Annotated in this window: 17 protein-coding genes; 13 read left to right on the plus strand and 4 right to left on the minus strand. The window is 64.6% G+C overall.

Translation table 11 applies throughout. The annotated features are described in order from the left end of the window. Nucleotide 1 precedes the first annotated feature (1 nt). Both ubiH and AOG28_RS10600 read left to right on the plus strand, forming a co-directional pair. Nucleotides 2–1,264: a 2-octaprenyl-6-methoxyphenyl hydroxylase gene (ubiH, locus tag AOG28_RS10595; protein WP_054556391.1), complete on the plus strand. Its 1,263-nt coding sequence runs from the start codon at nt 2–4 to the stop codon at nt 1,262–1,264. 177 nt (nt 1,265–1,441) lie between these two features. Next, nucleotides 1,442–2,767, plus strand: coding sequence for a UbiH/UbiF/VisC/COQ6 family ubiquinone biosynthesis hydroxylase (locus tag AOG28_RS10600; protein WP_054556392.1), 1,326 nt, complete (start codon nt 1,442–1,444; stop codon nt 2,765–2,767). Nucleotides 2,768–2,976: 209 nt separating this feature from the next. Here AOG28_RS10600 and AOG28_RS10605 read toward each other — a convergent pair whose 3' ends face one another. From AOG28_RS10605 to gpmI, 3 genes are all read right to left on the minus strand, one after another. Further along, entirely contained in the window at nt 2,977–4,362 is a 1,386-nt protein-coding gene (locus tag AOG28_RS10605) for a S41 family peptidase (protein ID WP_054556393.1), read from the minus strand. A 235-nt stretch (nt 4,363–4,597) separates the two neighbouring features. Continuing rightward, nucleotides 4,598–5,899, minus strand: coding sequence for a murein hydrolase activator EnvC family protein (locus tag AOG28_RS10610; protein WP_160317871.1), 1,302 nt, complete (start codon nt 5,897–5,899; stop codon nt 4,598–4,600). Next, the gene (gene gpmI / locus AOG28_RS10615) at nt 5,886–7,448 is read right to left on the minus strand and encodes a 2,3-bisphosphoglycerate-independent phosphoglycerate mutase (protein ID WP_043331623.1); all 1,563 of its coding nucleotides are present in this window, start codon (nt 7,446–7,448) and stop codon (nt 5,886–5,888) included. The genes AOG28_RS10610 and gpmI overlap by 14 nt, the downstream gene beginning before the upstream one ends. A gap of 444 nt (nt 7,449–7,892) precedes the next feature. Between gpmI and AOG28_RS10620 the strand changes: the two genes are divergently transcribed. The 11 genes from AOG28_RS10620 to AOG28_RS10670 all read left to right on the plus strand — a co-directional run bounded on the left by AOG28_RS10620 (nt 7,893) and on the right by AOG28_RS10670 (nt 16,538). Next, the gene (locus AOG28_RS10620; protein WP_043331622.1) at nt 7,893–8,312 is read left to right on the plus strand and encodes a rhodanese-like domain-containing protein; all 420 of its coding nucleotides are present in this window, start codon (nt 7,893–7,895) and stop codon (nt 8,310–8,312) included. Nucleotides 8,313–8,437: 125 nt separating this feature from the next. Continuing rightward, entirely contained in the window at nt 8,438–8,941 is a 504-nt protein-coding gene (gene secB / locus AOG28_RS10625) for a protein-export chaperone SecB (RefSeq protein ID WP_043331620.1), read from the plus strand. Between the two features lie 165 nt (nt 8,942–9,106). Next, nucleotides 9,107–9,853, plus strand: a complete 747-nt coding sequence (locus AOG28_RS10630; protein WP_082388697.1) for a 16S rRNA (uracil(1498)-N(3))-methyltransferase — start codon at nt 9,107–9,109, stop codon at nt 9,851–9,853. A gap of 212 nt (nt 9,854–10,065) precedes the next feature. Beyond that, complete coding sequence (gene gshB / locus AOG28_RS10635; RefSeq protein WP_054556395.1) at nt 10,066–11,037, plus strand: glutathione synthase; 972 nt, start codon at nt 10,066–10,068, stop codon at nt 11,035–11,037. A 108-nt stretch (nt 11,038–11,145) separates the two neighbouring features. Then, nucleotides 11,146–12,060, plus strand: coding sequence for an energy transducer TonB (locus AOG28_RS10640; protein WP_054556396.1), 915 nt, complete (start codon nt 11,146–11,148; stop codon nt 12,058–12,060). 15 nt (nt 12,061–12,075) lie between these two features. Then, a complete protein-coding gene (locus AOG28_RS10645; RefSeq protein ID WP_043331610.1) occupies nt 12,076–12,633 on the plus strand; it encodes a YqgE/AlgH family protein in 558 nt (185 codons plus the stop codon). After that, nucleotides 12,626–13,081: a Holliday junction resolvase RuvX gene (gene ruvX, locus AOG28_RS10650; RefSeq protein WP_054556397.1), complete on the plus strand. Its 456-nt coding sequence runs from the start codon at nt 12,626–12,628 to the stop codon at nt 13,079–13,081. The genes AOG28_RS10645 and ruvX overlap by 8 nt, the downstream gene beginning before the upstream one ends. 98 nt (nt 13,082–13,179) lie before the next feature. Then, nucleotides 13,180–13,713 (plus strand): bifunctional pyr operon transcriptional regulator/uracil phosphoribosyltransferase PyrR, encoded by a 534-nt coding sequence (pyrR, locus tag AOG28_RS10655; protein ID WP_192839044.1) that lies wholly within the window; start codon nt 13,180–13,182, stop codon nt 13,711–13,713. Continuing rightward, nucleotides 13,710–14,762 carry an aspartate carbamoyltransferase catalytic subunit gene (locus AOG28_RS10660; protein WP_054556398.1) on the plus strand — a complete coding sequence of 351 codons (1,053 nt, stop codon included), beginning with the start codon at nt 13,710–13,712 and terminating at the stop codon, nt 14,760–14,762. Before pyrR ends, AOG28_RS10660 begins: the two co-directional genes overlap by 4 nt. Next, nucleotides 14,759–16,024, plus strand: a complete 1,266-nt coding sequence (locus tag AOG28_RS10665) for a dihydroorotase (protein ID WP_054556399.1) — start codon at nt 14,759–14,761, stop codon at nt 16,022–16,024. Before AOG28_RS10660 ends, AOG28_RS10665 begins: the two co-directional genes overlap by 4 nt. A gap of 328 nt (nt 16,025–16,352) precedes the next feature. Further along, nucleotides 16,353–16,538 carry a tautomerase family protein gene (locus AOG28_RS10670; RefSeq protein WP_054556400.1) on the plus strand — a complete coding sequence of 62 codons (186 nt, stop codon included), beginning with the start codon at nt 16,353–16,355 and terminating at the stop codon, nt 16,536–16,538. Between the two features lie 279 nt (nt 16,539–16,817). On the opposite strand, the gene serA is transcribed toward AOG28_RS10670, so the two are convergent. Then, complete coding sequence (serA, locus tag AOG28_RS10675) at nt 16,818–18,068, minus strand: phosphoglycerate dehydrogenase (protein WP_043331602.1); 1,251 nt, start codon at nt 18,066–18,068, stop codon at nt 16,818–16,820. Between the last annotated feature and the right edge of the window lie 21 nt (nt 18,069–18,089).

An 18,089-nucleotide genomic window follows, 5' to 3' on the forward strand; every position in this document is an offset into this window, starting at 1 on the left:
CATGAGCGAGCCTGAAGCCATGAGCGGACGTGATGCCGAACACTTCGACATCGTGATCATCGGCGGCGGTCTGGTGGGCGCCAGCCTGGCCTGTGCGCTGGCGCCGCTGATGGCGCGTGTGGCCGACGAGAAGGGCCGTGAGGCTGCAGCGTTGCGTGTCGCCGTGATCGAGGCCAATGAGCTGCCTGCGGCGACGGCAGATGCCCGGCGCTTCCAGCCCAGTTTCGATGCACGTGCCAGCGCCATCGCGGCGGGCTCACGCCAGCGGTTCACCGCCTTCGGGGTCTGGGAGGCGATGTGCGAGCACGCCACGCCGATTCGCACCATCCATGTCAGTGAGCGCGGCCACCTGGGCGCGACACGCATGCGGGCCTCCGAGCTCGAGGTAGCCGCGCTCGGCCACGTGATTCCCAATGCCTGGATGGGTCAGGTGCTGCATCGCCAGCTGGCTGAGCTGCCGCTGGCCTGGTATTGCCCTGCGCGCGTGGCAGAAATCGCTGTCACGGCGCAAGGCCATCGCCTTACGCTCGAGGATGGTCGTCTGATCGAGGCTGAGCTGACCGTGCTGGCGGATGGCGGTCGCTCCGGACTCAAGGAGCGCCTCGGTATCCACAGTGCGGCGCAGGACTATGAGCAGCATGCCTTGATCGCCACGGTGGAGATGAGCCAGCCTCACCAGGGAGTCGCCTACGAGCGCTTCACCAGCGAAGGCCCGATGGCGCTGCTGCCGCTGGCCGGCAAGCGCATGGAGCTGGTGTGGACGCGCTCCCCCGCGGACACGGAAAGCCTGATGGCGCTGCCCGACAGCGACTTCCTGCAGGTGCTGCAGCGCGCCTTCGGTGAACGCGCCGGCCGCTTTCGCCGCGTCGGGCAGCGCCACGCCTATCCGCTGTCGTTGGTGCGAGCCAGCGAAGGCACGCGTCCCGGCCTTGCGGTGCTCGGCAACGCCGCCCATGCCCTGCACCCGGTGGCAGGGCAGGGCTTCAATCTGGCGCTACGCGGCGTGACTGATCTGGTCGCGGCCATCGAGGCGGGCCTGGCGCGTGGCGAGTCGCCGGGGGCCACCAGCGTGCTGAGTGACTTCGAGGAGCGGCGCGGTGCGGATCGCGACAATGTGGTGCTGTTCAGCGATGGTTTGATCCGCCTGTTCGGGGTCGAGAGTCGCTGGCTGGGGCATGCACGGGCAGCGGGGCTGATCGGGCTCAATCTGGTCTCGCCGCTCAAGCGCCTGTTGGCCAGACGCTCGATGGGCATTGAGCGCTGAGGTTGGTGGGTACTCACTGACTTGGCTCGTGGGCAGAGCCTCGCAGGCAGGGCGTCACTGACAGAGCCTTGATATCGAGCCACGCGACGGGGCTTCGAAATCAGGGCACGAGATTGGTCTTCGAGATCAGGCTACGAGACTGAACTACGAGACAGAACGACGAGACAGGGAGCAGGCATGAAGGACGGTCGATCAGCAGGTAGCGCACATGACGCCGATGTCGCCATCGTCGGTGCCGGTATCGTCGGTGCCACCCTGGCGCTGCTGCTGGGGCAGGCGGGACTGCGGGTCATGCTGGTCGAGGGGCGTGAGTCCGCGACCCGCTGGCAGCCAGATAGCGCCCCCGAGCCACGGGTGAGTGTATTGACGCCGGTCTCTCAGCAGCTGTTGAGCGGTCTGGGCGTGTGGCCGACGATCGCCGCCAGTCGCCTGATGCCCTATACCGGCATGCAGGTGTGGGACGCGGAGGGCAATGGCGAGATCCAGTTCAGCGCCGAGGACAGCGGTGTGCCGGTGCTGGGGCATATCGTCGAGAACCGGGTCACGCTCGCCGCGCTGGAGCAGGCCATCGATGCCTGCCCGGCAATCACGCGCTGCTTCGGGGCGCGTGTGGCAGGCATGGCACTGCCACGCTCAGGCGCCACATCGGTAGTGAATGCTTACCAACTCGATGCAGCGGAAGCGACCAGCCTGACGCTGACCGATGGCCGGACAGTCACCGCGGCGCTGGTGGTCGCGGCGGATGGTGCGCGCTCACGGCTGCGCGAGCTGGCCGGGATCGCCACGCGGGAACACGACACCGGCCAGGTCGCGCTGGTGGCCACGGTGCGCACCGAACTCGCGCATCAGGCCGTCGCGCGTCAGCGCTTCCTGCCGACCGGGCCGCTGGCCTTCCTGCCGCTGGCCGTCAATGACGCCCTGGCTCAGCCGGCCGAGGGAGCCTCGGCCGCAGAGCGGCATTGCTCCATCGTGTGGTCGACTACGCCAGAAGAGGCCGAGCGGCTGCTGGCACTGTCACCGGCGGCCTTCTGTAGTGAGCTGGAAGACGCCTTTGAAGGTCAGCTCGGCGCCATCGAATGGGCGAGTGAGCGCTTCAGTTTCCCGCTGCATCAGCGCCACGCCGAAGACTATGTGCTGCCGGGGCTGGCGCTGGTGGGGGATGCTGCGCATGCCATTCACCCGCTGGCAGGCCAGGGCGTCAATCTGGGCTTGATGGATGTGGCGGTGTTGGCAGACGAGCTGCTGGCAGGACATCGCCGCGGGGTGGCGCTCGGCGACGAGCGCTGGCTGGCGCGCTATCGCCGCCGGCGTCGCAGCGACAATGCCATGATGCTCAAGATGATGGATGGCTTCCGGCTGTTGTTCGGCAGCCGTCAGCCGGGCGTGCGGCTGCTGCGCAACTTCGGGCTTGGTTTCGTCGACGGCCAGGGCGAGCTGAAGCGCATCCTGATGCGTCAGGCGATGGGGCAGCGGGGTGAGTTGCCCGCCAGCTGCAAGCCGTAACAAGAGTGAAGTTGGTGTAATTCCTGTGCCATTGGGTATGTGAGCGCCCACCATCATCGCTTGGGCACAGGATGGCCGACCGCTGCCACACATGCCGCTGCATGTTTCTAGACATGTGCGCATGTCATGCCCCCTGCAACAACAAGGCCCCGCCATCTGGCGGGGCCTTGTCGTTGTGGCCTGATGATCTGGCGATCATGGCGTGATGCTTACTCGTCGCTTGTGGACACGGTGGCCTTGAGCGCCGCGCTGCGCCCCAGCACGTTCATGCCCTTGAGCAGATTGAGCGCCTCACCTAGCTGATAGTCGCTTTCCGCCACTACCGGGCTGTCGGGTGCCTTGCTGCTGGCGGATTCGCTGGCGGCGTTGGCATTGTCGAGGCGCCCGTCGAGGTCTGCCTCGCGCACGCTGAAGTCACGCCGCGTATCGCGCTCGAGGCGGCCTCGCACGACCTCGACATCCGGGCGGATGCCCTCGGCCTGGATCGAGCGACCGCTGGGCGTGAAGTAGAGCGCGGTGGTCAGCTTGAGCCCATCGCCATTGCCCAGCGGCATCACCGTCTGGACCGAGCCCTTGCCGAAGCTGTCGGTGCCCATGATGATGGCGCGGTGTTGATCCTGCAGTGCGCCGGACACGATTTCCGCGGCCGAGGCCGTGCCGCCATTGATCAGCACCACCAGTGGGGTGTCGCCCGCCGGAGTATCGGGCTTGGCCGAGAAGGACAGCTCGCTGTCGGGCAGGCGGCCTTCGGTGTAGACGATGCGGCCGCTGGACAAAAACAGGTCACTGATCTCGACGGCGGCCGAGAGAAGCCCGCCGGGGTTGTTGCGCAGATCCAGCACCAGCCCCTTGAGCGGCTCGCCATCATTGTCTTCCTGCAGTCTGGCCAGCGCCGTGTGGGCCTCGTCACCGGTCGCGCTCTGGAACTGGCTGATGCGCAGATAGCCATAGCCCGGGTCCAGCAAGCGCTGACTGACGCTGCTGCTCTTGATGATGGCCCGTTCCAGCACCACTTCGCGCGGCATGTCGGCGCCCTCGGACAGAATCAGCAGCCGAATGCGTGAGCCTGCCTCACCGCGCATCAACTTGACCGACTCCGACATCGACAGGCCGTCCAGCGGCGTATTGTCGATCTTGAGGATGACGTCTCGCGGCTGCAGGCCCGCGCGCGCCGCCGGGGTGTCGTCGATGGGGGCGATGACGGTCAGCTGGCCATCGTCGCCGGTGCCGACCTCGATACCGATGCCGCCAAACTCGCCATCGGTATTCTCGCGCAGGTCCTGCCAGTCTTCCTGATCCAGATAGGCGGAGTGCGGGTCCAGCCCTTCGAGCATGCCGCGCATGGCATTCTTGAGCAGCGTGCGGTCATCGACCTGATCGACGTAGGTGCGCTTGATGCGCTCGAAGACCTCGGCGAAGGTGCGCAGCTCATCCAGCGGCAGGTCCGTGCCCTGACGGGCATCCTGAGCGCTGTCGGCCGGTGAGGTGACATCTTCTGCACTGGCCGGCAGTCCGCCACCCAGCAGGGCAAGGCTCAGCGGCACGCTGACCGCCAGCTGACGCAGGCGGCGCGGGGCAGGACGGAATGGCGACATTGCAGACATGCGATTTCCTTCTCGACGGATACTGACTCGACTGGTACCGAAATGCGCTGAGCGCCGGGGCCGGATGTCGAGGCATGGCAGGGGGAACACCGCCCAGCATGCTCGCAGTCACAGGCTACTGCGAGCATATCCCGCGCGAGTGCCTGGCGACTAGCCCGCTGGCTAGCGGTGGCATTCAGCGCTGGCTGACAATCAGACGATGCGCGAGGTGCCGCTGCCAGGCACTTCAGCGGCGCGAGAGCCACCGACTCGGGTCTGTCGGCTGACCGCTGCGGCGCACTTCGAAATAGAGCGCCGGGCCATCACGCCCGCCGCTGCTGCCGACACTGCCCAGCTGCTGGCCGCGCGACAGGCTGTCGCCCGGACCCACGCTGAAGCTTGCCAGGTGGGCGTAGAGCGTCAGCACGTTGTCACCGTGATCGAGTATCAGCAGGTTGCCATAGCCGCGCATCCAGTCCGCGAAGACCACGCGACCGGCGTGCGGCGCCGTGACGGCGGTGCCCTGTGTCGCGCGAATCAGCACGCCATCACGGTTGACGCCCTCGCCACGTCCATAGGCGGAGATCACCTTGCCCGGCGCCGGCCAGTCCATCTTGCCCATCGCACGTGTGATGCGGGTCTTGGGTGGCGGCGCGCTCTTGATCGACTTGAGGCGCTTCTCGAGGGTCTGGATCAGCTGGTTGGCATGTGCGCGGTCCTGATCCAGTTCGGCGATCTTCGCCTCATGGCTGGCATAGCGCGCATCCAGCTTGCGCAGCAGGGCAGCGCGTTCATTCTGTTGCGCGATCAGCTGACTGGCCTGCCGCTCGAGGCCTGCCTGCACGTCATCCAGGCGTGTCTGGCGGGCCAGCAGCTGTGCGCGGGTGTCGGCCAGTGACTGGTTCAGCTCGGCCAGGCGCTCCAGCGCAGCACGCCGTGATTCGCTCAGATGGTTCAGATAGACCTGCAGGCGCTCAAGACGTGCGGGATCATCCTGGTTGAGCAGCAATTTCAGTTCAGGCTGACGACCGAGGCGATAGAGGGCGGCCATCTCTTCGGCGACCGCCGCCTTCTGGGCTGTCTGCTGCTGACTGAGGGCTTCACGTTTGCGCGTCAGTGCCACCAGCTGCTGCTTGATGTCGTCACGCTCATCCTCGAGCTTGCCGGTCTGCTGGCGCGTGGCGTTGAGCTGGCGCTCGATCTTCTCCAGCCCGTTGCGCGTGTCGCTGCGCCGCGCTGCCGTGGCCTTGAGCTCGCCCTGCATCGCCTGGATCTCACGCTTGAGGCGCTTGAGGTCTTCCTGGGAGGCCTGCTTCTTCTGGGTCAGGGTGGCGGTGTCGTCAGCGGCCTGCGCGGTGGTCGCCACCACGGGGCCGAGTGCCAGCGGGGCGAGACTCAGCAGCCAGGCAGACAGCACAACGCCGGAGACTCGGCTCCGGCGCTTGAAGATTCGGGGGCGGTCGCCCTGCCCGAGCGGCTTGCTCGGGCAGGGCGAGAGGCACGGCGCACCGAAGGGTGCGCCATGCAGCCTGCTATCAGGCCTCGGCATAATCGACCAGCACCTTGCCATCCATCTCTTCCGGCACCGACTGGCCCATCATGGTCAGCAGGGTCGGGGCGAGATCGCACAGACGCCCGTCGGCGGCCAGCTTGGCATCGCGCTGCGTCACGTAGATCAGCGGCACCTCGAAGGTGGTGTGCGCGGTCTGTGGATTGCCGGTTTCCGGGTGCACCATCTGCTCGGCGTTGCCGTGGTCGGCGGTGATCAGGCATTCGCCTCCGACCTTCTCCAGCGCCTCGACCACGCGTGCCACGCACTTGTCGAGGAACTCGACGGCCTGGACAGCGGCGTCGAACTTGCCGGTGTGGCCGACCATGTCGCCGTTGGCGTAGTTGCAGACGATGAGGTCGTAGCCGCCGGACTCGATGGCTTCCACCAGCTTGTCGGTGACTTCGCCGGCGCTCATTTCCGGCTTCTCGTCGTAGGTCTTCACGTCCTGCGGGGACGGCACGAGGATGCGCGTCTCGCCGGGGTATTCCTCTTCGCGGCCACCGGAGAAGAAGAAGGTGACGTGCGCGTACTTCTCGGTCTCGGCGATGCGCAGCTGGGTCAGGCCACGGTCGGACACGACCTCGCCCAGGGTGTTGTGCAGTTCGGACGGCGGGAAGGCTGCCGGCGCCGGGATGTCGGCGGCGTACTGGGTCATCATCACCAGGCCGTCGTGGGCCAGCTTGGGCGGCGTGCGCTCGAAGCCTGCGAAGTCCGGCTCGACGAAGGCGCGGGTCAGCTCGCGGGCACGGTCGGCGCGGAAGTTCATGAAGATGGCCGCATCGCCTTCCTGCATGGCGACGGAATCGCCGATGCGGGTAGCTGTGACGAATTCATCGGTCTCGTCGCGCTCGTAGGCGGCAGCCAGACCGGCGACACCGGTGGCGGCTTCATGTTCGGCTTCGCCGTTGGCGATCAGGCGGTAGGCCTGCTCGACGCGGTCCCAGCGGTTGTCGCGGTCCAGTGCGAAGTAGCGACCGACCAGCGTGGCGACACGGCCGTCTTCCAGGCCCAGGCCCGCGAGGTGCTCATCGGCACGCGCGATGGAGGCCTCGGCGCTCTTGGGCGCGGTGTCACGGCCATCGGTGATGGCATGGATATAGATGCGCTTGGCGCCCCGCTCGGCGGCCAGGTCGGCCATGGCCAGGGTGTGGTCTTCGTGGGAGTGGACACCACCCGGAGACAGCAGGCCGATCAGGTGCACGGCACGCCCGGCCTTGACGGCGGCATCGATGGGCGCGGTCAGGATGTCATTGTCCTTGAGGGCATTCTCACGCACCGCCTTGGTGATGCGCGTGAAGTCCTGATAGACGATGCGACCGGCACCGAGGTTCATGTGGCCGACTTCGGAGTTGCCCATCTGGCCGTCCGGCAGGCCGACGAAGCCACCATCGGTGTGAATCAGTTCGCTGGGATATTCACGACGCAGGCGGTCCATCACCGGCGTGTCGGCGGCGAGGATGGCGTTGTCCTTCTCCTCTTCGCTGTGACCGTAGCCGTCCAGAATGATTAGGGCGACGGGACGCGGACCTTGTGCTTGAGCTGCCATGACTTCCTCGCTGTGATGACGAATGATCTGGGGTGAGCAGGGGCCGGGATGACAGGATGATGTTCGCCGGGTGACGCATCATGCAGCTGTCATGTCCTGCGGCCATGCTGTGGCGCATCCGTGGGGCAGAACCCTCGGCGGAAACGACATGTAGTGATAAAACTACCTGCTCGTTCTGCCCTCTATTAGAGGGGTGGTAAGGTGCCGAGTGCAAGTGCCGCAAGTGTATCGCCGGGATTGGGTTGCGCTATCGGTGGATCGCCCCGGCCCGGCTGAGCTGACAGCAGCCGGCGCATCGCCCGGCTACGCCTTTTTGATGCCATGCAGCGGCATTCATGCTTGGGCCTGTCATGTATAATGCTGGCTCCGTTACCTCAGGTAGCGGTCTATTTCCTTTGCCGCGTACGCGTCGGCATGCACGTCACAGCGGAGTTAGCCCGTCTCATGATCGAACAGCTGCTTCAGTTCGCGCAGAATCATCCCTTGCTGGTCGGCGCCTTCGTCGCCCTGCTGGTCGCCCTCATTGTCATGGAAACCATGCGTGGCAACCACGGCGTCAGCGTCAGCGAGGCCACGCGACTGGTCAATCGCGAAGAGGGTGTCTTCATCGACATCCGCGACAGCAAGGAATTCAAGGCCGGTCATATCGCCGGTGCCGTCAACGTTCCCAGCAGTCAGCTGACCAGCGAGACCACTCCGCTGGCCAAGTACAAGGAACGCCCGGTGATCATCGTCTGCAAGCACGGCCAGACGGCGGGACCGCTGGTGGCGCGCCTCGAGAAGGATGGCTTCAAGCAGGCCGTCAAGCTCAAGGGCGGCATGGGCCAGTGGGAAGCCGACAGCCTGCCGGTCGTGACTCGCTGAGTCGCAGACTCGCACGTCGCGTGTCTGCCAGCTGTCAATGCTCCACTGGCTGGGCAAGTTTGCGGGTCTGCTGGAGGCAGGCTTGCAACTAAGAATAAATCTCCGAACCCTCAAGGATATGTCTCATGGCTGAAGAACAGAACGCACAGGCTGCAGCAGGCGCAGAACAGGCTCAGGATCAGCTCCAGTTTGCCCTGCAGCGCATCTACGTGAAGGACGTGTCCTTCGAAGCCCCGAATTCTCCGGCGGTCTTCTCCCAGCCGTTCCAGCCGAAGGTCGCGCTGGAGCTGGATACCGAGCACCAGCAGGTCGGTGAGGAGCTGTTCGAAGTCTCCATCAAGGTCACCGCTCAGGTCACCAATGGCGAAGACAAGACCACTGCCTTCCTGGCGGAAGTCGAGCAGGCTGGCCTGTTCCGTATCGCTGGCCTGTCTGCCGAGCAGCTGGACCACACCCTGGGCGCCTTCTGCCCGAACGTGCTGTTCCCGTATGCGCGTGAAGCCATCGACAACCTGGTCAACCGTGGCAGCTTCCCTCCGCTGATGCTGGCTCCGGTCAACTTCGAGGCCATGTACGCGCAGCGCAAGCAGCGTGAAGCCCAGGGCGCCGCCGAGGCGACCGCTCACTGATCAGTGAGCCGGCCTTGATTGGCCACATGACAGGTACGACCAGCGACGGGCCCCAGTGGCCCGTCGCTGCGTTTTTGGGCGACAATGGCCGCCGCCTTGCCTGCGATGCTATATCGACTCATCGCGGCTCACTTTCACTGCTTCTTAGTCCGCGAGACCCCGTCCATGGCCATCCGTCTGCACTGCCCCGATCTTGATCTCAATGTCAGCGCCGGGGCGTCCTTCGCGCTCCCCGAGGGGCCTGCACGCCACCTCGGGCTGGTGCTGCGTGCCAAGGTCGGCAGTGAGGCGCAGCTGTTCGATGGCCGTGGGCAGGAGGTGCGCGTGTTGCTGGAGGAGGTGACCCGCAAGGGCGTCAGCGTGCAGGTGATCGAGGCGGTGCCCAATGACCGCGAGGCGCCGCTGGCGGTGCATCTGGGGCAGGCGATCTCCAAGGGCGATCGCATGGATTACGCCATCCAGAAGGCCTGTGAGATGGGCGTGGCTGCCATCACGCCACTCTATACCGCGCGGGGCGACGTCAAGCTCAAGGGCGAGCGCGCCGACAAGAAGCTGACGCACTGGCAGAGCGTGGCGGCCAGCGCCTGCGAGCAATGCGGAAGAAGCGTCGTGCCGGTCGTGCATGCCCCGGTGGCGATGACGCAGTGGCTGGCCGAGCGTGATGAGCCGCTGCGCCTGATTCTGCAGCCGGGCGGCGCCGAGGCGCTGAACGTGGCCGAGGCCGAGGGCGGCGTGACCCGTGCCAGCCTGCTGATCGGCCCGGAAGGCGGCTTCACGCAGGAAGAGGTGGCAGAAGCGGCTGCCGCCGGTTGTGAGGTGCTCGGCCTGGGGCCGCGTATCCTGCGCACCGAGACGGCGCCGGTGGTGGCGCTGACCTTGCTGCAGCAGCGATTTGGTGACCTGCCGCGCTGATCTCCCATCATCTGGCACCTGGGCGGAATTGTTGATCTGCCGGCAACACAGCGTGAGCCGGCAAGGGCGTTTCGCCAGTGGTGAGCAGCACGACGCTGCTGCATACTTGTCCCATCGCTCCCGCGCTATGGTGTCATGTCGCGACGGGAGTCTCCGTTATCCCCGCTGCCGGCCGCGTTCCGGGCTGGCAGTGTCGTCACAAGGTTGCCTCAATGACTGCTCGCAAGCTCAAGATCGGCGTGGTGATGGACCCGATGTCCAGCGTCGCCTACAAGAAGGACACCACTCTGGCCATGTTGTGGGCCGCCAGCCAGCGTGGCTGGTCGCTGCACTATCTCGAGCAGGAAGACCTCTATCTCGAGAATGGTCGCGCCATGGGCCTGATGCGTGATCTGGAGGTCTACCACGACCCGGACAACTTCTATCAGCTGGGCGAGGTCGTCGCGACTCCGCTGGCCGAGCTTGACGTGATCCTGATGCGCAAGGATCCGCCCGTCGACGAACACTTCCTGAATGCCGTTCATCTGCTGGGCTTTGCCGAGCGGGAAGGCGTGCTGGTGGTCAATCCGACGGCCGCGCTGCAGACCTGCAACGAGAAGCTCTTCGCTCAGCAGTTCCCGCAGTGCATCCCGCCGACCACCGTGTCGGCCAACGACAAGGTGCTGCGCGCCTTCCACGCCGAGCATGGCAACGTGATCTTCAAGCCGCTGGATGGCATGGGGGGCAGTGGCATCTTCCACGTCGCCGAAGATGGCCGCAATCTCGGCTCGGTGATCGAGCAGCTGACGCTGCGGGGCACCCGTCAGATCATGGCCCAGCGTTATGTGCCGGAAATCAGTGCCGGCGATACGCGCATTCTGCTGGTGGATGGCGAACCGGTGCCCTTCGGCCTGGCGCGCATTCCCAGCGCCGGCGAGACGCGCGGCAACCTGGCGGCTGGCGGACGTGGCGAATCGCGTGAGCTGACCGACCGCGATTACTGGCTGATCGAGCAGGTCAAGCCGGTGGTGAAATCATTGGGGCTGATGTTCGTCGGCCTGGACGTGATCGGCGACTACATCACCGAGATCAACGTCACCAGCCCGACCTGCGTGCGCGAGATCGATACCCAGCGCGGCACTGATATCGCCGGTCTGTTGATGGATGCCATCGAAGCGCGTCTGGCGGCGCAGCCCTCCGCCTGATCAACCTCGCGGTGAGGTCGGCACCAGTTGGCTGACCCGCGATGGATTCGCAGTAAACGGCAGGGAAGCCGAAGCTGCCAATGAGGTTCCGTGGACAGGGAGTGGGGTATGGCAGCACCCGTCGAATGGTGGGCAGGCAATCATAGCGTCACCGACCCGATCACCTATGTGCCGGTGACGCGGGTGCATCGCCGTGTGGTGGCATGGGGCGCGGCACTGGCCGTCCATGCCGTCATCGGCTGGTGGTTGCTGGGCAGCGGCCTGCTGACGCCGCCCGAGGTGCCGCCGATGCCAAAGCCGGTGATGCTCGATGTGACGCTGGTCAGCCAGGCCAGCGCCACTGCCGTCGACTCGCAGGTGGTGGCCGAGCAGGACCAGCAGGCCAGTGGCAGCGGGCGCGAGGCGGCGGTGCAGGCCGGGCCAACCAATCAGGCGCCCCCGCAGCCGGGTGAGCAGAGTGCGTCCGAGGCCAGCGAGCCGGCCGTGGCGGAAGCCCCGGCCCCGGCCACGCAGGCGCTGGTAATGCCGGAGCGCATCCCCGAGGTCATCGCGACCCAGCAGGCGTCGTCACAGCAGGTGACGCGCTCCGAACTGCTGCCGGATACGCCGGACAACGAACAGCAGGCCAGCGAGCAGGACGTCCAGCGAATCCAGGCCTCCGGCCAGTCGCGTGAGGTGGTGGGTGACATCGCCTCACGCAAGGCGGCGCGTGCCTCGGCCCGCGCGCGCTATATCAATGACTGGACCGGCACGGTACAAGCATTCGGCAATCAGCACTATCCGGCGCCTGCCCATCTGAGCGGCGAGCTGCGGATTCGTGCCGTCGTGCTGCCCAGCGGTCAGCTTGAGTTCGCGGAAGTGTTACAATCCTCGGGACATGCTGAACTCGACCAGGCGGCTCTGGATACGGTCTACGGCGCGGCTCCTTATGCGCCCTTTGATGAAAGTCTCAAGGGGATGAGCCAGCTGACCATCACCCGCATCTGGCGATTCGGCCCCGGCAACGATTCTGGCGCGCCCTGACGCCTCGGGAGGACCATGCAAAGTCTGCGAGACTATTTCCTGCTGGCGATGCCGCATCTCGATGATGACAATTTTTCCGGCTCGCTCAGTTACCTCTGTGATCATGATGACAAGGGCACCCTCGGTGTCATCGTCAACAAGCCGATCAAGCTGACCATGCGCGGTCTGTTCGAGCAGCTCGAGATCGCTGCCGACAGCTGTGAGCGCCTCGATGAGGTGGTCTATTACGGTGGCCCCGTCCACAAGGACCGCGGCTTCATCCTGCATCGCGGCAAGGCCAGCGAGTGGGATTCCAGCCTGCAGGTGACCGACGAGCTGGCGCTGACCACCTCGTTGGACATCCTGAAGGCGATAGCCGGCAACGAAGGCCCTGATGACTTCATGGTCTGCCTCGGCTGCGCTGGCTGGGAGCCGGACCAGCTCACCAACGAGCTGAAGGAAAACAGCTGGCTGATCGTCGAAGGCGACAGCGGCATCCTCTTCGATGCCGACAGCGAGTCCCGTCTCGAAGCGGCTGCCAGTAAGCTGGGCGTCGACATGAATCTGATGTCGCGGGAGATCGGGCATGGCTGAGCGGCAAGTCAGCCGTACGGCGCTGGCGTTCGACTTCGGCACGCGCCGCATCGGTGTCGCGGTGGGTACCGAGATGCTCGGCACCGCGACGCCTCTGGTGCCGCTGCATGTGCGGGATGGCATTCCGGACTGGAATGTCGTCAATCGCCTGATCGAGGAATGGCAGCCCGACCTGTTCGTGGTCGGCCTGCCGCTCGAGCTGGACGGCAGCGAGACACTGATGTGCAGCCGAGCCCGCAAGTTCGGCAAGCGCCTGTATGGCCGCTACGGCAAGCCGCTGGAAATGTGGGACGAGCGTGGCTCCACCAAGGCGGCCAAGGGCTTGGCGCGCGAGCGCGGCCACCGCGGCAATTATCGCGATGATGGCGTGGACGGCCTCGCCGCTCAGCTGATTCTCGAGAGCTGGTTTGCAAGCCAGCGAGGCGAGGGCGACCTTGTCGGTTACTGAATACTCCACCCGCTTCCTTTCCGGAAGCGGGTTTTTTTTGTCTGTTTGCCGCCATCCGGCAGGGAAGATAGGAAGCGATATCCATGCAAGAGTCTGAGATGCACGAAGAACATGAGGCACTGCCAGAGGTCGAGGCACTGCTCGAGGCCATGACCGAGGAGCTCGAATTGCTGTTCGAGCGCCGTGAACTCGACCGTGAACGTCTGATTCCGGTCGGCATTCATACCGGCGGTGTCTGGGTCGCCCAGGCACTGCGTGAGCGGCTGGGGCTGGAAGAGCCCCTCGCGACACTGGATATCGGTTTCTGGCGCGACGACTTCGGCCACAAGGGCCTGCCGGATGGCGGCCAGGGGTCACAGCTGCCGGATATCGAGAACCGCGATCTGCTGCTGGTGGACGATGTGCTGATGAGCGGACGTACCGTGCGCGCGGCGCTCAATGAGCTGTTCGACTATGGCCGTCCGCGCCGCGTGCTGCTGGCCTGCCTGGTAGAGCTGCCGGGGCGTGAGCTGCCGGTGCAGCCGGACGCCCTGGGCGCCAATCTGGCGCTGGCGCCCGGCAAGCGCATCAAGCTGGAAGGCCCCGACAACCTGCGCCTGACACTGGTCGATACCGGAGAGGTGACGGCATGAACCTGTTTGATCTCTCGCAGGCCAGCGCGGATGTGCGGGCTGCCTCGCCGGCACAGGTCCAGCTGGATGAGCAGGGCCGGCTGCGTCACTTTCTGGATATCGAAGGCCTGCCGCGCAGCGTGCTGACCGAGATTCTCGACACCGCCGATCACTTCCGTGGCATCGGCGATGCCGAGGTCAAGAAGGTGCCGTTGCTGCGCGGGCGTACGGTGGCCAACCTGTTCTTCGAGAACTCGACCCGCACGCGTGCCACCTTCGAGCTGGCCGCCAAGCGTCTGTCGGCGGATGTGCTCAATCTGGACATCAAGACCTCGTCGGCCGCCAAGGGCGAGTCGCTGATGGATACCCTGGTCAATCTCGAGGCCATGCAGGCGGATGCCTTCGTGGTGCGTCATGGCGACTCCGGTGCGGCGCACTTCATCGCCAGCCAGATCACGCCGCATGTGGCGATCATCAATGCCGGCGACGGTCGCCATGCGCACCCGACCCAGGCGATGCTCGACATGCTGACCATCCGCCGCCACAAGGGCGAGTTCGCCAATCTGCGCGTCGCGATCGTCGGTGACATCCTGCATTCACGCGTCGCTCGCTCGCAGATTCAGGCGCTCAATACGCTGGGCGCAGCGGAGGTGCGGGTGGTCGCGCCGCAGACGCTGCTGCCCATCGGGGTCGAGACGCTGGGCTGCCAGGTCTTCACTGAGCTGGCAGAAGGACTGAAGGATGTCGATGTCGTCATCATGCTGCGCCTGCAGAAGGAACGCATGGATGGCGCGCTGCTGCCCTCGGAATCGGAATACTACCGCCGCTATGGCCTGACCCGCGAAAGCCTGGCACACGCGCACCCTGACGCCGTGGTGATGCATCCGGGGCCGATCAACCGGGGTGTCGAGATCGAATCCGCCGTCGCGGATGGCCCGCGTTCTCTGATACTCGATCAGGTCACCAACGGCATCGCGGTGCGCATGGCGGTACTGTCGATGGCGGTCTCCGGACAGATGAAGGCGCGCGCCGAGCGCAGGGGTGAACGTTCACGAGGAGCTGGCGCATGAAACGCAGCCTGATCAATGCACGGGTGATCGACCCGACCAACGGCCGCGATGGCCAGTACGACCTGCACCTCGACGGCGGTCGCCTGATCGCGATCGGCGAAGCGCCGGCGGATTTCAGTGCCGAGCAGCGCGATGATCTGGCGGGCAAGCTGGTCACGCCGGCCTTCATCGATCTTGGCGCGCACCTGCGTGACCCGGGCCCGCGCTACAAGGGCAGTCTGGTCAGTGAGTCGGCTGCCGCACTGGCGGGTGGCTACGCGACCATCCTGCCGCGCCCCGACACCAGCCCGGTGCTCGACAGCGCCTCGCATATTCGCACGCTGCTGGACCGCGCGCGTGATGTGGCGGGGGTGCGTCTTGCTCCGCTGGGGGCACTGACGCAGGGGCTGGAAGGTGATCTGCTCGCCAATATGGCCGCGCTCAAATCCGCAGGCTGTGTGGCGCTTACCAACCTGCGCCAGCCGATACGCGATCTCGGCGTACTGCGCCGTTGTCTGGAGTACGCGCGGACCTTTGATATCACCGTCGTGTTCCAGGCCCAGGAGGCCGCCTTGGCTGGGCAGGGCTGCGCCCATGAGGGCGCCATTGCCTCGCGTCTTGGATTGGCCGGCATTCCGGAATCTGCCGAAACGGTCGCTCTGACCCAGTGGCTGCTGTTGATCGAGCAGACCGGTGTACGGGCGCATGTGTCGCTGCTCTCCAGTGCTCGGGCCGTGGAGCTGGTACGTGATGCCAAGGCCAGAGGGCTGGATATCAGCGCGGATGTGTCGATGGCGCAACTGCACTGGACCGATGAGCAGCTGGAAGGCTTCAACGCCAATTTCCATCTGGAGCCGCCACTGCGCAGCGCGGCAGACCGTGATGCGCTGCGGGCTGGTGTGGTCGATGGCACCATCGACGCCATCGTCAGTGATCATCTGCCCCATGAAGCCGCTGCCAAGAGCGCACCCTTTGCAGTATCCGAGCCCGGCATGACCAGCCTGGAAACCATGCTGCCGCTGGGGCTGGCGCTGGTGGAGGCCGAGCTGCTCAGCCTGCCTCGCCTGATCGAGACATTGACGTTCAGTGCCAGACGCTTCGGACTCAAGGGCGGCATGCTGGAAGTGGGCGAGTACTGTGATTTGGCGGTGATCGATATGGAACAGGAATGGCGAGTCTCAAGCGAGACGCTGGTCAGTGCCGGCCATAACACGCCGCTGCTTGGCATGCTGTTGAACGGTCGCGTCGAAGAGGTGCTGCTGGGCGATTCCTGCTACGCCTAAGCAGTGTTTCACGTGGAACATGATGCTTGAGATATTTGGCTAAAGCGCGCCAACAGGCTGATAGCCAAGCGATTTTTTGGATGACGTATGGAGAGAAATTGGCTGCTTTATCGTAAAGCAGCCAATTTCTTTACCAGCCTATGCCGCAGAGTGACATCGCTGTTTGCTGCCGGCAGATGTTTCACGTGGAACAATGGCTTCAGGAGCGATTTGCGAGAGCCCATTGGCCACAGCGCCTTAAAGCGGCTGTGGCAATAGCGAGCAAGGCGGCTGGCCAGGCTGATCTGGCATGCAGAAAAAGAGATCTGAACAACAAGGAGAGAAAACCATGCCGATGATTCGTGCGGAATTTCTGACGGGCAAGACACAGGAACAGAAGCGGGAGCTGGTGGAGGCGTTGACTCGCGAGACGGCTCGCGTATTGGGCGTGCGTGAGCAGTCCGTCTGGGTGGTGCTGAAGGAAGTGGAGCCGGAAAACTGGGCCGTCGCTGGCACGCTATTGTCAGAGCGCTGAGAGAAGAAGTTTCAACTGGCCACTTGTTCTCAACTATCTGATTCAGAGGGTGTTTTATGAGGAGTTGAGATGTTCCACGTGAAACACGCCTTTGGTCTTGGCCCGGCATTGCCAGTCTATGGGAAACCGGCTGAGGCATGACAGAGGGGAGTGGGACGCAAGGCACGGGACCAGCAACACGCCTGGTAATCCGGAACAAAAAAACGCCGCAGCCATTTCTGGCTGCGGCGTTTTCATTTGCCTGCCCTCTGCTCCACGGCCATGAAGCAGAGCACGGACTCAGTTCTCGAAATCAGCTTCCGAGTAGAGGGTCCGGATACGCAGGGTATGGTCGACGGTCTTGAGCGCTTCGAGCGCTTTCTTGCCGTAGGCCTTGTCGACATCGATGACCACATAGCCGACCGTGTTGTTGGTCTGCAGGTACTGGCCAGAGATGTTGATGCCTTCCTCGGACAGCACCTGGTTGATGCGTGACAGCACGCCCGGGACGTTGTCGTGGATATGCAGCAGACGGTGCTTTTCCGGGTGCGCCGGCAGGGCGACTTCCGGGAAGTTGACTGAGCCGATGGTGGTACCGTTGTCGGAGTAGGTCACCAGCTTCTCGGCGACTTCGACGCCGATGTTTTCCTGGGCTTCCATGGTGGAGCCACCGACGTGCGGCGTCAGGATGACATTGTCGAACTCGCGCAGCGGAGACACGAACTCTTCGCCGTTGCCTTTCGGCTCTACCGGGAAGACGTCGATGGCGGCGCCCAGCAGCTTGCCGCTGGAGAGGGCTTCGGCCAGGTCTTCGATGACGACGGTGGTGCCGCGTGCCGCATTGATGAAGACGCTGTTCTGCTTCATCAGCGCGAACTGCTGCTTGCCCATCATCCACTTGGTGGAGGGGATTTCCGGCACATGCAGGGTGACGATGTCAGCGCGCGCCAGCAGCTCTTCCAGGCTTGCCACCTGACGGGCATTGCCCATGCCGAGCTTGGTGACGGCATCGTAGTAGATGACGTCCAGGCCCAGGGATTCGCTGAGCACGGACAGCTGGGAGCCGATGCTGCCGTAGCCCACGATGCCCAGCGTCTTGCCGCGGACTTCATGGCTGTTCTTGGCGGATTTCATCCACTGGCCACGATGTGCCTTGGCGCTCTTCTCCGGCACGCCGCGCATCAGCATGATGGCTTCGGCCAGTACCAGCTCGGCGACCGAGCGAGTGTTGGAGTAGGGCGCGTTGAACACGGGAATACCGCGCTTCAGTGCGGCTTCCAGGTCGACCTGGTTGGTGCCGATACAGAAGCAGCCGATGGCGGTGAGCTTCTCGGCAGCGGAGATCACGCGCTCGTTGAGCTGAGTGCGGGAACGAATGCCGATGAAGTGCACATCGCGGATCTTCTCGATCAGTTCTTCCTCGGCCAGCGAGGTCTGAAGCAGTTCGATGTTGGTGTAACCCGCGTTGAGGAAATTATCCACGGCGGATTGGTGGACACCCTCGAGCAATAGAATCTTGATCTTGCTCTTGTCCAGGGACGTCTTGGCCATTGTCGGATCAACCCTCTCGCC

This window comes from Cobetia sp. UCD-24C, assembly GCF_001306765.1.
Lineage (GTDB): Bacteria > Pseudomonadota > Gammaproteobacteria > Pseudomonadales > Halomonadaceae > Cobetia > Cobetia amphilecti.

Excerpts from the sequence above, each read along its gene's own strand:
- ruvX (WP_054556397.1), top strand. The coding sequence starts at position 12,626 with ATGGCTGAGCGGCAAGTCAGCCGTACGGCGCTGGCGTTCGACTTCGGC.
- AOG28_RS10610 (WP_160317871.1), bottom strand. The coding sequence starts at position 5,899 with ATGCCGAGGCCTGATAGCAGGCTGCATGGCGCACCCTTCGGTGCGCCG.
- AOG28_RS10630 (WP_082388697.1), top strand. The coding sequence starts at position 9,107 with ATGGCCATCCGTCTGCACTGCCCCGATCTTGATCTCAATGTCAGCGCC.
- AOG28_RS10670 (WP_054556400.1), top strand. The coding sequence starts at position 16,353 with ATGCCGATGATTCGTGCGGAATTTCTGACGGGCAAGACACAGGAACAG.
- AOG28_RS10620 (WP_043331622.1), top strand. The coding sequence starts at position 7,893 with ATGATCGAACAGCTGCTTCAGTTCGCGCAGAATCATCCCTTGCTGGTC.
- AOG28_RS10600 (WP_054556392.1), top strand. The coding sequence starts at position 1,442 with ATGAAGGACGGTCGATCAGCAGGTAGCGCACATGACGCCGATGTCGCC.
- gpmI (WP_043331623.1), bottom strand. The coding sequence starts at position 7,448 with ATGGCAGCTCAAGCACAAGGTCCGCGTCCCGTCGCCCTAATCATTCTG.
- ubiH (WP_054556391.1), top strand. The coding sequence starts at position 2 with ATGAGCGAGCCTGAAGCCATGAGCGGACGTGATGCCGAACACTTCGAC.
- AOG28_RS10645 (WP_043331610.1), top strand. The coding sequence starts at position 12,076 with ATGCAAAGTCTGCGAGACTATTTCCTGCTGGCGATGCCGCATCTCGAT.
- AOG28_RS10605 (WP_054556393.1), bottom strand. The coding sequence starts at position 4,362 with ATGTCGCCATTCCGTCCTGCCCCGCGCCGCCTGCGTCAGCTGGCGGTC.
- AOG28_RS10665 (WP_054556399.1), top strand. The coding sequence starts at position 14,759 with ATGAAACGCAGCCTGATCAATGCACGGGTGATCGACCCGACCAACGGC.
- serA (WP_043331602.1), bottom strand. The coding sequence starts at position 18,068 with ATGGCCAAGACGTCCCTGGACAAGAGCAAGATCAAGATTCTATTGCTC.
- AOG28_RS10640 (WP_054556396.1), top strand. The coding sequence starts at position 11,146 with ATGGCAGCACCCGTCGAATGGTGGGCAGGCAATCATAGCGTCACCGAC.
- AOG28_RS10660 (WP_054556398.1), top strand. The coding sequence starts at position 13,710 with ATGAACCTGTTTGATCTCTCGCAGGCCAGCGCGGATGTGCGGGCTGCC.
- gshB (WP_054556395.1), top strand. The coding sequence starts at position 10,066 with ATGACTGCTCGCAAGCTCAAGATCGGCGTGGTGATGGACCCGATGTCC.
- secB (WP_043331620.1), top strand. The coding sequence starts at position 8,438 with ATGGCTGAAGAACAGAACGCACAGGCTGCAGCAGGCGCAGAACAGGCT.
- pyrR (WP_192839044.1), top strand. The coding sequence starts at position 13,180 with ATGCACGAAGAACATGAGGCACTGCCAGAGGTCGAGGCACTGCTCGAG.